Origin of the sequence: Streptomyces qinglanensis, assembly GCF_900111245.1 — a bacterium.
Lineage (GTDB): Bacteria > Actinomycetota > Actinomycetes > Streptomycetales > Streptomycetaceae > Streptomyces > Streptomyces qinglanensis.
Genome location: NZ_FOGO01000009.1, coordinates 121,961 through 135,064, shown reverse-complemented (window position 1 = coordinate 135,064; position 13,104 = coordinate 121,961). Strand labels below are relative to the sequence as shown.

The following is a 13,104-nucleotide window of genomic DNA, read 5'->3' as shown; positions in this document are numbered from 1 at the left end:
GGGCGCGTGAGCTAAGCGACCGGTCAGCGGTTTTGGTCACGCTCACCGGACCCGGCCGGTGAGCGGCCGGCGGCCACTCCCGGCCGGTCCTGCGGTTCCAGGTCCTTGACCAGCTCCGCCAGTTCCGAGCGGATCCAGTCCCGGGTGGCCACCTCGCCCAGGCCCATCCGCAGCGCGGCGATCTCGCGGGCGAGGAACTCGGTGTCGGCGATGCTGCGCTCGTTGCGTTTGCGGTCCTGCTCCAGGTTGACCCGGTCCCGGTCGTCCTGGCGGTTCTGCGCGAGCAGGATGAGCGGAGCCGCGTAGGACGCCTGGAGGGACAGCGCCAGCGTCAGGAAGATGAACGGGTACTCGTCGAACTTCAGACCGTCCGGGGCGACGATGTTCCAGCCCATCCAGACGATGATCACGACCGTCATCCACACCAGGAAGCGGCCGGTGCCCAGGAACCGCGCGATCCGCTCCGAGGCCCGTCCGAAGGTGTCCGGGTCGTAGGCCGGCAGCAGCGTGCGCCGGGGCGCACGCGGTACGTCCAGCCGTGGTCCCTCCCGCTCAGCCATCCTCCGGCTCCCTCCCGTCGGGTCCGCGCGCCGCGCCGCCCGGTGCGGCGGGCGCCTCGGGCCGCTCGTGCGGGCCCGGCACGAAGCCGGGCAGCCCGCCCTCGGCCGCCGCCTCGCGCCAGCCCTCCGGCAGCAGGTCGTCCAGCACGTCGTCGACCGTGACGGCGCCCAGCAGATGGCCGCCCTCGTCCACGACGGGCGCCGAGACGATGTTGTACGCCGCCAGATAGCTCGTCAGCGCCGGCACCGAGGCGGTCGGCGGCAGGGGCCGCAGGTCGGCGTCGACGAGCGCGCCGACCAGGGCGAACGGCGGTTCGCGCAGCAGCCGTTGGAAGTGCACGACGCCCAGGTACTTGCCGGTGGGGGTCTCGTCCGGCGGCCGGCAGACGTAGACCTGGGAGGCCAGCGGCGCCGGGAGGTCCTCGAGGCGCACCCGGGCCAGTGCCTCGGCGACGCTCGCGTCCGGGCGCAGCACGATCGGCTCGGTCGTCATCAGACTGCCCGCCGTGCCCTCCTCGTAGGACAGCAGCCGCCGCACCGGTGCCGCCTCCTGGGGCTGCATCAGATCCAGCAGGCGCTCCTTGTCGTCCTCCGGGAGCTCGCCCAGCAGGTCGGCCGCGTCGTCGGGGTCCATCGCCTCCAGCACGAGTGCCGCGCGCTCGTCGGCGAGCTTGTTGATGATCTCCACCTGGTCGTCGTCCGGCAGCTCCTCCAGCACGTCGGCGAGCCGGTCGTCGTGGAGCGCCGCGGCCACCTCGGCCCGGCGCTTCTCGGAGAGGTGGTGCAGGACGTTGGCCAGGTCCGCGGGGCGCAGTTGTTCGAAGGTGGCCAGCAGGTTGGCGGTGCCCTGCTCGGGCTCCTCCAGATTGAAGCCGGTCACCGCGTCCCACTCGACGGTGAGCGCTTCGCCCCGCCGGGACCGCAGCCCGCCGCCCTTGCGGCCCTTGCGGACGAAGAGCCGGTCGATCTCCCAGTCGCGCCGTGCGGGCAGCCGCTGCAGACCGACGTCCAGGACGGTGACCTCCTCGCCGGTCTCCACCAGCGTCACCTGGCGGTCCAGCAGCTCGCCGAGGACCAGCCGCTCGTTGGGCCGCCGCTCGAACCGCCGGATGTTGAGCACGCCGGTGGTGATGACCTGGCCGGACTCCACACCGGTCACCCGCGTCATGGGCAGGAATACCCGGCGTCTGCTGACGACCTCCACCACCAGGCCCAGCACGCTGGGCAGCCTGCGCCGGCCGCCGAGCAGGGCCACCACGTCGCGGACCCTGCCGACCTGGTCGCCGTTCGGGTCGAAGACCGCGGTACCGGCCAGGTGCGAGACGAAGACCCGGGGGGCGCCCGCCGCCATGAGCCGCCTCCCTCCTCGGTCCCGCGGACCGGTCGCCGACGTATCAGGCTGTCCGTGCGCTTTGTACCTTTACCTCACTGATACAGGTATATGACGGATTCAGACTAACGTGACGGGCACCACAGTCGCCGCAGCCGAGTGGTCCGGACGGCTCCCTTCCGGAGAGCCGCCCCCGTCCGGGTAGGGTGCCCTCTTGCCGCCGCCGACCACAGGAGGAACCCCTCGTGACTGGACGCGCCCGCGCACCCCGGAGTGCAGCGCTGCTCGCTCTTCTCTGCGTCGGAGCGAGTACGGCACTGAGCGGTTGCGGGAGTGAGGATCCGGACGCGGGCACCAACGGCGTCGGCAAGCTCTCGGCGGCGAAGATCGAGCGGAAGGCGAAGGCGGCGGCCAAGGGGGCCGAGGCCGTGCGGGTCTCCGGGAAGGTCGTCAGCAAGGGCCGCACCTACCGCCTCAAGATGCGGCTGAAGGAGAGCGGCGGCGTCGGCGAGGTCTCCGCCGAGGGCGGCACCACCTTCCAGTTGCTGCGCACCGGCCGCGACCTCTACCTCAAGGCGGGCACCGAGTTCTGGGCCCGGCAGGAGGGCGGCAAGGAGCCCGGCAAGAGCGATGTCGCGGCCGCGGGCAAGCTCAAGGGCAAGTATGTGAAGGTCCCCGAACAGGATCCGGCCTACAAGCAGTTGAGCGTCTTCACCGACATGGAGACCCTCCTGGAGGGGCTGCTGGCCATGGAGGGCAAGCGCGAGACGGGCGAGCGCGGCACCGTGGACGACACCAGGACGATCCGGGTCACGGCGGGCAAGGGCAGCGGCGGAACGGTGGACGTCTCACTGGAGGGGAAGCCCTACCCGCTGCGGCTGCGCCGCGCGGGGGACGCCGGGACCGTGCGGCTGAGCGACTGGAACGACAGCTTCCCGCTGCACGCCCCGGAGAAGGACGAGACCGTCGACTACGGAAAGAAGATCTCCTCCGGCGCCCAGGGAGGCTGATCTGCGGTCTGCGGTCTGCGGTCTGCGGTCTGCGGTCTGCGTTGCGGGCCGCGGCCCGCGGCCCGCGGCCCGCGGCCTGCCGGGTCCGGGCCGGGAGCGGCGCGGCCGCCCGGATGCCGGGCCAGTGCACGGGCGGCTGCCGATCGGCAGCGGGAACCCCGCGGGACGGCGACGGCCGCGGAGACTCCGTACGGCGCGGAGACTCCGTACGGCGCGGAGACTCGTACGGGATGGCCGCGGGACTTCCCCGGAACGCCGCGGGGACTCCTGCCCGCGCGGGGACTCCTGCCCGTTCAGCCGCGGGAGCGGCTCCGGCGGCGGAAGAGCAGCCGCGGCAGCCCGGCGGGCCGGGAGCGCCGGGTGGTGGCGGAGGTGGCCAGTGGCGCCGCGGCCTGGGAGCCGCGCGGCATCGCGCCGGGGCGCTCCAGTGACTCCCCGGCCGGCTCCAGCCGCAGCACCCGGCTGTGTGCGGCCCAGCGCTCGGGCATGGTCTCGGCATCCGGCGCGTTGAGCCGCTTGCCCTTCAGCTCGCCGACCGCCGCCTCCCACTCCGGGCCGTGCGGCGCGAGTTCACGTACCCGGGCCGGCCAGACGACCAGCCGCGCGCCCCTGTCCTTGCCGCGTACCGTGACGGTGGCGCTGCCGCCGTCCGTCAGCCCCAGGTCGCCGAGCGGCTGTTCGAGCGGGCCGTCCCCGACCAGGCAGACGGCACCCTCGTGCCACACATGCCACAGTCCGCGCGCCGGGCCCTCGGTGCCGCGGACCCAGACCAGCCCCGACTTCTTGGCCGTCTCCTCGATCAGCGCGTGGTCCGCACGGCTCTCCGCGCTGCTGTCGGGCTGCTGGGGCGTCACGCTCATAGCCCGCAGGTTACAGCCACCCGTTGCGCTTGAAGCCCCGGTGGATGCCGTAGCAGATGGCGACGATCAGCAGCAGCACCGCCGGATAGCCGTACTTCCAGTCCGTCTCGGGCATGTAGTCGAAGTTCATGCCGTAGATCCCGGCGATCATCGTCGGCACCGCGAAGATGGCGGCCCAGGCGGTGATCTTCCGCATGTCCTCGTTCTGCGCGACGGTCGCCTGGGCGAGATTCGCCTGGAGGATCGAGTTGAGCAGGTCGTCGAAGCCCAGCACCTGCTCGTTGACCCGGGTCAGGTGGTCGGCCACGTCGCGGAAGTACTTCTGGATGTCCGGGTCGACCAGCCGTACCGGCCGCTCGCTGAGCGTCTGCAGCGGACGCATCAGCGGTGAGACGGCGCGCTTGAACTCCAGCACCTCGCGCTTGAGCTGGTAGATCCGGCCCGCGTCGCCGCCCCGCTTGCCGTTGCCGGAGCGGTCGGAGAAGACGTCGATCTCCACCTCGTCGATGTCGTCCTGCACCGCGTCCGCGACCGCCAGGTAGCCGTCCACGGTCTGGTCGGCGATGGCGTGCAGCACCGCGGAGGGCCCCTTGCCCAGCAGCTCCGGGTCGTCCTCCAGCCGGTGCCGCAGGGCGCGCAGCGAGCCCTGGCCGCCGTGCCGGACGGTGATGATGTAGTCCCGGCCGGTGAAGCACATCACCTCGCCGGTCTCCACCACCTCGCTGCTGGCGGTCAGTTCGGTGTGCTCCACGTAGTGCACCGTCTTGAAGACGGTGAACAGGCTCTCGTCGTACCGCTCCAGCTTCGGCCGCTGGTGCGCGTGCACCGCGTCCTCGACGGCCAGCGGGTGCAGGCCGTACTCCTGGGCGATACCGGAGAACTCCTCCTCGGTCGGCTCGTGCAGGCCGATCCAGACGAAGCCGCGGCGGCCCTGCCCCTCGGGGGACCGCACCTTGCGCAGCGCCTGGGCCGGGGTGAGCTGCTCGGTGTCCCGGCGGCCGTCCAGGTAGGCGCCGCAGTCGACGACGGCACTGCTCGTGGCCGCGCCGACGCGCTCGTATCCGAAGCCGTATCCCGGCCGGTTGTCCTTGCGCAGAGCCGGCCGCACAGCGGCGCGCAGCTCTCTGATCATCGACATGTGGGCCCTCCACGGTGCCGTGCCATGCCGTCGCGACCCGGGCCGAGGCGTCGTGCTGCCCGGAACGGGGGCCTACGGGCCACCACCCGGAGGTCCGCAAAGCGGGCACCACACGCAGGCCGTGGGAGACGGCGATCGCTGACTGACGGAACAATGCGAAACTGCGAGACGCGGACGCTCTTCCGCCGTGCGCACCCCGGGAGGAACCCCATCGGTCCTCGGGGAAAGGTGTGCGCGCTGTGGCCGCGGGGGGCTAGGCCCCTGGTGGCGCGGTCGCTGCCGGACAGGAAGAGCGGCCGGTACTGCACGGTCGACTCGGATCCATGTCAGTCCCACCTCCTCCGGCCGGGCCCCTGTGGGGGACGATCTGTACACACCTTGACCGGCAGCCAACGGTAGCACTGCGCGAACCCTCCGCGTGCCCGGCGTGACCGCTCCCGGCGGCCTTTGCCCGTTCCTTACCCGCCGTCGGCCCGGCTCCCCGCCGGCATCCCCGCTCACCCCCGGTGCCGCTCCGCGGGCCGCACGCCGTCCGCTCTATGCTCGCCGGATGAACGACGTGCTGACTCTGGCCGACGCCCGGCTGCGCGAGACCTTCGGCGAGCCCGACGCCCGCGCCTCGGTCACCTTTCTGGGGACCGAGCGCATCGAGGTGCTGCGGTTTCCGGACGCCGGGGCGGGCACTGTGCGGTACGCCACCCTCGGCATGTCGGCCGGGCCGATGACCGACCCGGCGCAGGTGCTGGCCGACCCCGAAGTGGGTCCGCGCGCCGAACTGCTGCTGACCGTACGGGCCGGGAGCGGCGCACGGGGCGCCGAAACCGACAAGGTCCTGCGCCCGTTGGCGGTGCTGGCGGCCTCGCCGCAGGTGGAGGGGGTCGTCGTGGCCCCGGGCGCTTCCCTGGACACCGGCGAGCCGCTGTGGCCCGGTGCCCCGTTCACCTCCGTGCTGGTGGCCGAACCCGGCGGGCTGGTCGAGGACGTGGCCCTCGAACCGCCGCGCGAGCCGGTCCGGTTCCTGCCGCTGCTGCCCATGACCCCCGCGGAGGCCGCCTGGAAGCGGGTGCACGGCGCCGAGGCGCTCCAGGAGCGCTGGCTGCGGCACGGTACCGACCTGCGCGATCCGTTCCGCGCGGCCGTCCCGCTGGGGGAGTGACCGGGCGGAGGCCGGGCCGTCGCCCGCGGTGCGGGCTGCGCCGCGTCAGGCGCCGACCGGCTCGGGATCCGCGCCGCCCGGGAGCAGTTCCTCGGCCTCCGTGGTGAGGGCCTTGCGGCGGACGGCCACCACGGCGGCGCCGACGAGGGCGGCGAGCGCCGCGACCACGAAGGGGAGGTGGATGTCCGCCCACTCCTCGAGCTTCGGCGCCAGGAAGGGCGCGGCGGCGGCCGCGAACCAGCGGACGAAGTTGTAGCCGGCGCTGGCCACCGGCCGGGGCGCGTCCGAGACTCCGAGCGCGAGTTCGGTGTAGACGGTGTTGTTGAGGCCGATGAAGGCCCCGGAGACCACGGTGCCCGCGATGGCCGCGGTGTGGTTGCCGTAGCCCAGCACCACCAGGTCGGCGGCCATGAGCACCAGCGAGGCGCCCAGCACCCGCAGTGAGCCGAACCGCTCCTGGAGGCGGGGTGCGACCAGCACCGAGAAGACCGCCAGCAGCACGCCCCAGGCGAAGAACACCGCGCCGGAGCGGTAGGGGGACATGTCCAGGACGAACGGGGTGAACGCCAGCACGGTGAAGAAGGCGTAGTTGTAGAAGAACGCCGAGACGGCAGCCGAGGCGAGTCCGCCGTGGCCGAGCGCCTTGACCGGGTCGAGCAGGGACGTCTTGCGCGCGGGCCGGGGCTGCTCCTTGAGGAACGCGGTGATGGCGAGGAAACCGATCGCCATCAGCGCGGCCGTGCCGAAGAACGGGAAGCGCCAGCTCGCGTCCCCCAGCACGGCGCCCAGCAGCGGGCCGCAGGCCATGCCCAGGCCCAGTGCCGACTCGTACAGCAGGATGGCCGCCGCGCTGCCGCCCGCCGCGGCGCCGACGATCACGGCGAGTGCCGTCGAGACGAAGAGGGCGTTGCCCAGGCCCCAGCCGGCGCGGAAGCCGACGAGTTCGCCGACGGAGTGCGAGGTGCCGGAGAGCCCCGCGAAGACCACGACCAGGGCCAGTCCCAGCAGCAGGGTCTTGCGGCCGCCGATCCGGCTGGAGACGAAGCCGGTGACCAGCATCGCCACGGCGGTGATCAGAAAGTAGGAGGTGAACAGCAGGGAGACCTGACTCGGGGTGGCCTCCAGCCCCTTCGCGATCGAGGGCAGGATCGGGTCGACCAGGCCGATGCCCATGAAGGCCACGACGGACGCACCTGCCGTGGCCCAGACGGCCTTCGGCTGGCGGAGGAGGTTCCCCCCGCCCTTGTCGAACGGATCACCACTCATGCTTGCCGCTCCTCCTCGGGTTCTGCCGCCGCGGGTGCTCCCGCGGACCGGCGGGCGCGGATCTCCCGCGCGGCGATGTGGTTGGTGTGTACACACAATAAATTAGCGAGTCTAATTAATGCAAATAGCATCTACATGATCAGCAGGTCATCGGCTGTGTCTGCGTATGCCTTCACGCACCGTGCTGTTCAGGGCTGAGGTCCGGGTGGGTGATCGTCCTTGACGGGACGGCGGCCCGGTAGGACCGTAAGGCCCCATGAGGGGCGAACCCAGTTGCCCGAAGTGCGGTGGCCGCATCAGGGCGCCCGGACTCTTCGCCGACACCTGGCAGTGCGGCGTGCACGGTGCTGTGCACCCGCTCCAGCCGATCCTTCCGCCCAGCGTCGACGCACTCGCCGTCGTGGTGGGCCGCACCCAGGTGCCCGTGTGGATGCCGTGGCCGCTCCCGGTGGGCTGGCTGTTCACCGGCGTCGCCTGCGCGGGCGACGACCGGAGCGGAGGCCGGGCCACCGCCGTCGCCTGCTCCGGCCCCGCACCGCTCGGCGGCCCCGGCGAACTGCTGCTGATCGCCGAGGAGCTCGGCGTCGGTCTCGGCGCCCGCTACGCCGGGATCGAGGGCCCGGACCCCGGCCCGGCCATCTGCGCGGGCAAGCCGCCCCAGGCCAAGGTGCACGCCGCCGGGCACCCCACTCCGCTGTGGCAGGTCGGCGGGGCACCCGCGGACCGTGCCGTCTTCGCGGGGGAGGCGTGCGGCCTGTGGCTGTGGGCCATCGTCTGGCCGCAGGAGTCGGGGCTGCTGCTCTACGACGAACTGGTGCTGACCGATCTGCGGGACGCGGGCGCCGAGGTGGAACTGGTGCCCTGCGGAGCGCTCTCCCCCCGGCTGATCTCCCGGCCCGCCCCCCAGCGCTGACGGCCCCGGGCCCGCCCGCCCCCTCGGCAGCCGTGGGGCGGGCGGGCCCGGGGGAGGCACGGGCCGTCCGCCGCCGGGTGCGGCGCCCCCCCCGCGGACCACCCGGACGGCGCCGCACGAGGAGCCGGGAGAGGAGCCGGCCGGTACGGCTATCCTGGGGGCTGCTCGCCATGAGCCCGTCACGCCCCACCGTCCAGCCATCGGAGCCCGTCGAAGTGCGCATCGACCTGCACGCCCACTCCACCGCTTCGGACGGCACCGACACCCCGGCCGAACTGGTGCGCAACGCCGCCGCGGCCGGACTGGACGTGGTGGCGCTCACCGACCACGACACGGTCGCCGGGTACGACGAGGCCGCCGCGGCGCTGCCCGCCGGGCTCATCCTCGTGACCGGCGCCGAGTTCTCCTGCCGACTCGACGGTGTCGGCATCCACATGCTCGGCTACCTCTTCGATCCGGCCGAGCCCGCACTCGCCCGCGAGCGCGAACTCGTCCGCGACGACCGGGTGCCGCGCGCCCGGACCATGGTGGCCAAGCTGCGCGAGCTGGGCGTCCCCGTCACCTGGGAGCAGGTGAGCCGGATCGCGGGGGACGGCTCGGTGGGCCGGCCGCACATCGCCGCCGCCATGGTGGAGCAGGGCGTCGTCGAGACCGTCTCCGACGCCTTCACCGCGGAGTGGCTCGCGAACGACGGGCGGGCCTACGCGAGCAAGCACGAGCTGGACCCGTTCGACGCGCTGCGGCTGATCAAGGGCGCCGGAGGCGTCGCCGTGCTCGCCCACCCGCTGGCCGGGAAGCGGGGCCACTGCGTCCCGGAGAGCGCGCTCGCCGACCTGGCGGAGGCCGGACTCGACGGCCTCGAGGCCGACCACGCGGACCACGACCCCGACACCCGCAAGCGGGTGCATGCGCTCGCCGCCGAGCTCGGGCTGCTGGCCACCGGCTCCAGCGACTACCACGGCACCCGCAAGCCCCTCCGGCTCGGAGAATTCACCACCGAGCCCGACGTCTACGCCGAGATCGCCGCCCGCGGCTCAGGCGCGACGCCCGTCACGGGCTGAGGAGCGCCGGAAGCCGAACGGTTCCGCCCGGTCCGCTCTCGCGAGGGGGTTCCGGGCCGCTGCCGCGCCCGCCGCCGCGCGCGGCGCCCCCGGCGTACGCCCCGGGCACGTACCGCCGCGCGCCCGCTCCTCGGCCCCCACGTATCCCCCTTGTTCCCCCCTAGTTCGTCCTTGATCGTCCTTGTTCCTCTGTTTTCCCTCCTTTTCCGTTCCGCTCTCCTCAGCAAGGCACAGGCACCACCGTGTTCGACTTCGCTCTCTTCGGGTCCGTCTTCCTCACCCTCTTCGTCATCATGGACCCGCCCGGCATCACCCCCATCTTCCTCGGGCTGACCTCCGGCCGGCCGGCGAAGGTCCAGCGCCGGATGGCCTGGCAGGCGGCGTCCGTCGCGTTCGGAGTGATCACCCTGTTCGGGATCTGCGGCAAGCAGATCCTCGACTACGTGCACGTCTCCATCCCCGCGCTGATGGTCGCGGGCGGACTGCTGCTCCTGCTCGTCGCCCTCGACCTGCTGACCGGCAAGTCCGACGAGCCCACCCAGACCAAGGACGTCAACGTGGCGCTCGTCCCGCTCGGCATGCCGCTGCTGGCGGGGCCGGGCGCGATCGTCTCCGTCATCCTGGCGGTGCAGCACGCGGACGGCTGGGGCGGACAGCTCTCCGTCTGGGCGGCGATCGTGGCGATGCACCTGGTGCTGGGACTGGCGATGCGCTACTCGCTGCTGATCATCCGGGTCATCAAGGACGGCGGTGTCGTCCTCGTCACCCGGCTGTCCGGCATGCTGCTCTCGGCCATCGCCGTCCAGCAGATCGCCGGCGGCATCACCCAGTTCATCGAGGGGAAGGGCTGAGCCAGAAGTCGGCGAGGGCCCGCGCGGTCTCCGCGGGCCGCTCCGCGTTGGGGGAGTGGCCGGTCCCCGCGATCACCGAGCGGCGCGCACCCAGCCGCTCGGCCATCCCGTCCAGCAGCGGCACCGGCCAGGCGTCGTCCGCCGCGCCGGAGACGACATGGAACGGCAGCCCCAGCGCCGCCAGTTCACCCACCCGGTCCGGCTCGGTGAGCAACTGCTCCCCGGTGGCCGCGAGCTGAGCGGGCACATTGGCCAGCCAGCGGCGCCGCAGGAACTCCGCCAGCACCGCCGACGTCTCCGCCGCCTCCCGCCGCGAGTACGGCGCCTCACCGGCGGAGCCGACCGACTGGTCGAGCTCTTGCATGACCTCCCAGATCGCCGCCATGCTCATCGTCCCCAGCGCGCCCAGCAGCATCCGTACCCGCTCCTGCTGCCCGGCCGCGACGGCGGCCGGACCGCTGCTCAGCAGCGTCAGCGAGGCGAAGGGGGCCGCATCCCGCAGCACCGCGGCGCGCGCGAGCAGTCCGCCCAGGGAATGCCCGAGCAGATGCACGGCGCCGGGCTCCCCGCGGCCGAGCACCGCCACGACCGCGAGCACGTCCCGGGCCAGTTCGGACTGTGTATAGGCGGCCGCCTCCCGGGGGCCGCCCGTCTCGTACTGTCCCCGGCCGTCGACCGCGACGGCCCGGAACCCCGCCCGGGCCAGCGGCTCCAGCAGCCCGATGAAGTCCTCCTTGCTGCCCGTGAACCCCGGCAGCAGCAGCACGGTTCGCCCCGAGTGGTCCGCGTCCGCGGTGTCGTGCACGGCGAACTCCCCGCGTGCGGTGGCCATCCGGTACGCCCGCACGCCGGACGGGAGCGCGAGGAAGGGGGGCTTGCTCATGCCAGGACGCTACCCGCAGGAGCGCCCGGGACAGCAAGCGGCCCGGTGTCCCGCAGCGGGACACCGGGCCGTGCACACGTCGCCCGTGAGGGCGTCAGCCCTCCGTGGACCGGGCCGGGCCGTCAGCCCTCCGCGGACTGCTGCGCCGCGCTGCCGGCGCGGTTCGCACCGCCGGAGCGGGTCCGACGGCGGCGCGGCTTGCGCGGAGCCTCCTCCGTGCCGACCGCGGCCCGGCCCGCCTCGCCGCTCTCCGTGGCGGCGGGAGCCTGCGCCCCCGCCTCCGCGGCGGCCGAGCGGGTACGCCGGCGGCGGCGCGGCTTGCGCGCCGCCCCGCCCTCGGCAGGGGCTCCGGCGCCGTCCGCAGCGGGCTCCGACCCGACGGGAGCGGCATCCTGGGCGGAGCCGGGCTCATCGGTACGCAGCGCGCCGCGGGTGCGCCTGCGCTGACGCGGCTTGCGCTCCGGACGCGTGCGCTCGGTGCTGCCCCCGGACCGGCCGGACCGGCCCTGGGCACGTCCGCCGGGCTCGCCCAGGTCCTCGATCTCCTCGGCGGCGAGCCCCGCCCGGGTGCGCTCGGCACGCGGCAGGATGCCCTTGGCCCCGGCGGGGATCTTCAGCGCCTCGTACAGGTGCGGCGAGGTGGAGTAGGTCTCCTCCGGGTCGTTGAAGTCCAGGTCCAGCGCCTTGTTGATCAGCTGCCAGCGCGGGATGTCGTCCCAGTCGCACAGGGTGACCGCGGTGCCGTACGCGCCCGCGCGGCCGGTGCGGCCGATGCGGTGCAGGTAGGTCTTCTCGTCCTCGGGCGTCTGGTAGTTGATCACGTGGGTGACGTTGTCGACGTCGATACCGCGGGCGGCGACGTCCGTGCACACCAGCACGTCGACCTTGCCGTTGCGGAAGGCGCGCAGCGCCTGCTCGCGGGCGCCCTGGCCCAGGTCGCCGTGGACCGCGCCGGCCGCGAAGCCGCGCCGCGAGAGCTGCTCGGCGACATCGGCCGCCGTGCGCTTCGTGCGGCAGAAGACCATCGCCAGCTCGCGGCCCTCGGCCTGCAGGATCCGGGCGACCATCTCCTGCTTGTCCATGGAGTGGGCGCGGAAGACGTGCTGTGTGGTGTTCGCCACCGTCTGGCCCTCGTCGTCCGGCGCGGTGGCGCGGATGTGCGTGGGCTGGCTCATGTAGCGCCGGGCGAGCGAGATGACCTGGCCGGGCATGGTCGCCGAGAAGAGCATCGTCTGGCGCCGGGTCGGCAGCATCTCGATGATCTTCTCGACGTCGGGGAGAAAGCCCAGGTCGAGCATCTCGTCGGCCTCGTCCAGGACGAGCGCCCGGATCTCGGAGAGCCGCAGCTTCTTCTGGCCGGCCAGGTCCAGCAGCCGTCCCGGGGTGCCGACGACCACGTCGACCCCCTTCTTCAGGGCTTCGACCTGGGGTTCGTAGGCGCGCCCGCCGTAGATCGACAGGACCCGGACGTTGCGCACCTTGCCGGCGGTGAGCAGGTCGTTGGTCACCTGCTGGCACAGCTCGCGGGTGGGCACGACGACGAGCGCCTGCGGAGCCTCGGAGAGCTCCTCGGGCCGGGCGCGGCCCAGCTCGACGTCGGCGGGGACGGTGACCGACTCCAGCAGCGGCAGCCCGAAGCCGAGCGTCTTGCCGGTGCCGGTCTTGGCCTGGCCGATGACGTCGGTGCCGGCGAGGGCCACCGGGAGCGTCATCTCCTGGATCGGGAAGGGGGATGTGATGCCGACGGCTTCGAGGGCCTCGGCGGTCTCGGGGAGGATCCCGAGCTCTCTGAACGTCGTGGACAGGATGCTTGCCTCTTCTGTGTGACGCGCGGGTGCGGCTGCGGCGTCCGGCCGACCCAGTCTCTGGGTGTGCCGACGGAGCGAGGAGAGGATCTACCGCGACTCGGCGGCCGTCGATGCGGCCCGCCGAGCAGTGCGGGACCACTGTCTCCCGCTCAAGCGCCTCACTCGCGCGAGCGGTCCCTCTCAGTGCGGCCCGCACGGGGAGCGCGGACCGACGGAAGGCTGTCGGGTCGGAGCCGATCGGGCCACCGACCGGGCATCCGCATTTCAT

General features: G+C 73.1%; 12 protein-coding genes. 5 read left to right on the top strand and 7 right to left on the bottom strand.

From position 1 onward, the window contains the following. Nucleotides 1-23: 23 nt before the first annotated feature. Both BMX65_RS19885 and BMX65_RS19880 read right to left on the bottom strand, forming a co-directional pair. Complete coding sequence (locus BMX65_RS19885; protein ID WP_075001693.1) at nt 24-560, bottom strand: DUF1003 domain-containing protein; 537 nt, start codon at nt 558-560, stop codon at nt 24-26. Next, nucleotides 553-1,911 carry a magnesium transporter MgtE N-terminal domain-containing protein gene (locus BMX65_RS19880; protein WP_075001692.1) on the bottom strand — a complete coding sequence of 453 codons (1,359 nt, stop codon included), beginning with the start codon at nt 1,909-1,911 and terminating at the stop codon, nt 553-555. Before BMX65_RS19880 ends, BMX65_RS19885 begins: the two co-directional genes overlap by 8 nt. Nucleotides 1,912-2,135: 224 nt before the next feature. Here BMX65_RS19880 and BMX65_RS19875 point away from each other — a divergent pair, with 224 nt between their 5' ends. Next, the gene (locus tag BMX65_RS19875) at nt 2,136-2,900 is read left to right on the top strand and encodes a hypothetical protein (RefSeq protein WP_177214303.1); all 765 of its coding nucleotides are present in this window, start codon (nt 2,136-2,138) and stop codon (nt 2,898-2,900) included. Nucleotides 2,901-3,193: 293 nt separating this feature from the next. On the opposite strand, the gene BMX65_RS19870 is transcribed toward BMX65_RS19875, so the two are convergent. Together BMX65_RS19870 and BMX65_RS19865 are read right to left on the bottom strand one after the other, a co-directional pair. Continuing rightward, nucleotides 3,194-3,760 (bottom strand): hypothetical protein, encoded by a 567-nt coding sequence (locus BMX65_RS19870; RefSeq protein WP_075001691.1) that lies wholly within the window; start codon nt 3,758-3,760, stop codon nt 3,194-3,196. Between the two features lie 10 nt (nt 3,761-3,770). Continuing rightward, nucleotides 3,771-4,898, bottom strand: coding sequence for a magnesium and cobalt transport protein CorA (locus tag BMX65_RS19865; protein WP_075001690.1), 1,128 nt, complete (start codon nt 4,896-4,898; stop codon nt 3,771-3,773). 550 nt (nt 4,899-5,448) lie between these two features. Between BMX65_RS19865 and BMX65_RS19860 the strand changes: the two genes are divergently transcribed. Continuing rightward, complete coding sequence (locus tag BMX65_RS19860) at nt 5,449-6,054, top strand: suppressor of fused domain protein (protein WP_075001689.1); 606 nt, start codon at nt 5,449-5,451, stop codon at nt 6,052-6,054. Between the two features lie 45 nt (nt 6,055-6,099). Here the strand turns inward: BMX65_RS19860 and BMX65_RS19855 are convergent, their stop codons facing one another. Continuing rightward, nucleotides 6,100-7,320, bottom strand: a complete 1,221-nt coding sequence (locus BMX65_RS19855) for an MFS transporter (RefSeq protein WP_075001688.1) — start codon at nt 7,318-7,320, stop codon at nt 6,100-6,102. Nucleotides 7,321-7,576: 256 nt separating this feature from the next. On the opposite strand from BMX65_RS19855, the gene BMX65_RS19850 reads away from it, so the two are divergent. The 3 genes from BMX65_RS19850 (at nt 7,577) to BMX65_RS19840 (ending at nt 10,145) form a co-directional block, all read left to right on the top strand. Beyond that, nucleotides 7,577-8,233, top strand: coding sequence for a DUF6758 family protein (locus BMX65_RS19850; RefSeq protein WP_075001687.1), 657 nt, complete (start codon nt 7,577-7,579; stop codon nt 8,231-8,233). Between the two features lie 215 nt (nt 8,234-8,448). Beyond that, a complete protein-coding gene (locus tag BMX65_RS19845; RefSeq protein WP_075001686.1) occupies nt 8,449-9,294 on the top strand; it encodes a PHP domain-containing protein in 846 nt (281 codons plus the stop codon). A gap of 242 nt (nt 9,295-9,536) precedes the next feature. Further along, complete coding sequence (locus BMX65_RS19840; RefSeq protein ID WP_019354409.1) at nt 9,537-10,145, top strand: MarC family protein; 609 nt, start codon at nt 9,537-9,539, stop codon at nt 10,143-10,145. On the opposite strand, the gene BMX65_RS19835 is transcribed toward BMX65_RS19840, so the two are convergent. Together BMX65_RS19835 and BMX65_RS19830 are read right to left on the bottom strand one after the other, a co-directional pair. Next, on the bottom strand, nt 10,126-11,028 hold the full coding sequence (locus BMX65_RS19835; RefSeq protein WP_075001685.1) for an alpha/beta fold hydrolase: 903 nt from the start codon (nt 11,026-11,028) through the stop codon (nt 10,126-10,128). The two genes, BMX65_RS19840 and BMX65_RS19835, sit on opposite strands and share 20 nt — an antisense overlap. 122 nt (nt 11,029-11,150) lie before the next feature. After that, the gene (locus BMX65_RS19830) at nt 11,151-12,740 is read right to left on the bottom strand and encodes a DEAD/DEAH box helicase (protein ID WP_107437532.1); all 1,590 of its coding nucleotides are present in this window, start codon (nt 12,738-12,740) and stop codon (nt 11,151-11,153) included. Nucleotides 12,741-13,104: the final 364 nt, after the last annotated feature.

Coding starts and splice junctions, on each gene's coding strand:
- BMX65_RS19850 (WP_075001687.1), top strand. CDS start 7,577: ATGAGGGGCGAACCCAGTTGCCCGAAGTGCGGTGGCCGCATCAGGGCG.
- BMX65_RS19835 (WP_075001685.1), bottom strand. CDS start 11,028: ATGAGCAAGCCCCCCTTCCTCGCGCTCCCGTCCGGCGTGCGGGCGTAC.
- BMX65_RS19880 (WP_075001692.1), bottom strand. CDS start 1,911: ATGGCGGCGGGCGCCCCCCGGGTCTTCGTCTCGCACCTGGCCGGTACC.
- BMX65_RS19860 (WP_075001689.1), top strand. CDS start 5,449: ATGAACGACGTGCTGACTCTGGCCGACGCCCGGCTGCGCGAGACCTTC.
- BMX65_RS19855 (WP_075001688.1), bottom strand. CDS start 7,320: ATGAGTGGTGATCCGTTCGACAAGGGCGGGGGGAACCTCCTCCGCCAG.
- BMX65_RS19885 (WP_075001693.1), bottom strand. CDS start 560: ATGGCTGAGCGGGAGGGACCACGGCTGGACGTACCGCGTGCGCCCCGG.
- BMX65_RS19870 (WP_075001691.1), bottom strand. CDS start 3,760: ATGAGCGTGACGCCCCAGCAGCCCGACAGCAGCGCGGAGAGCCGTGCG.
- BMX65_RS19865 (WP_075001690.1), bottom strand. CDS start 4,898: ATGTCGATGATCAGAGAGCTGCGCGCCGCTGTGCGGCCGGCTCTGCGC.
- BMX65_RS19830 (WP_107437532.1), bottom strand. CDS start 12,740: ATGACGCTCCCGGTGGCCCTCGCCGGCACCGACGTCATCGGCCAGGCC.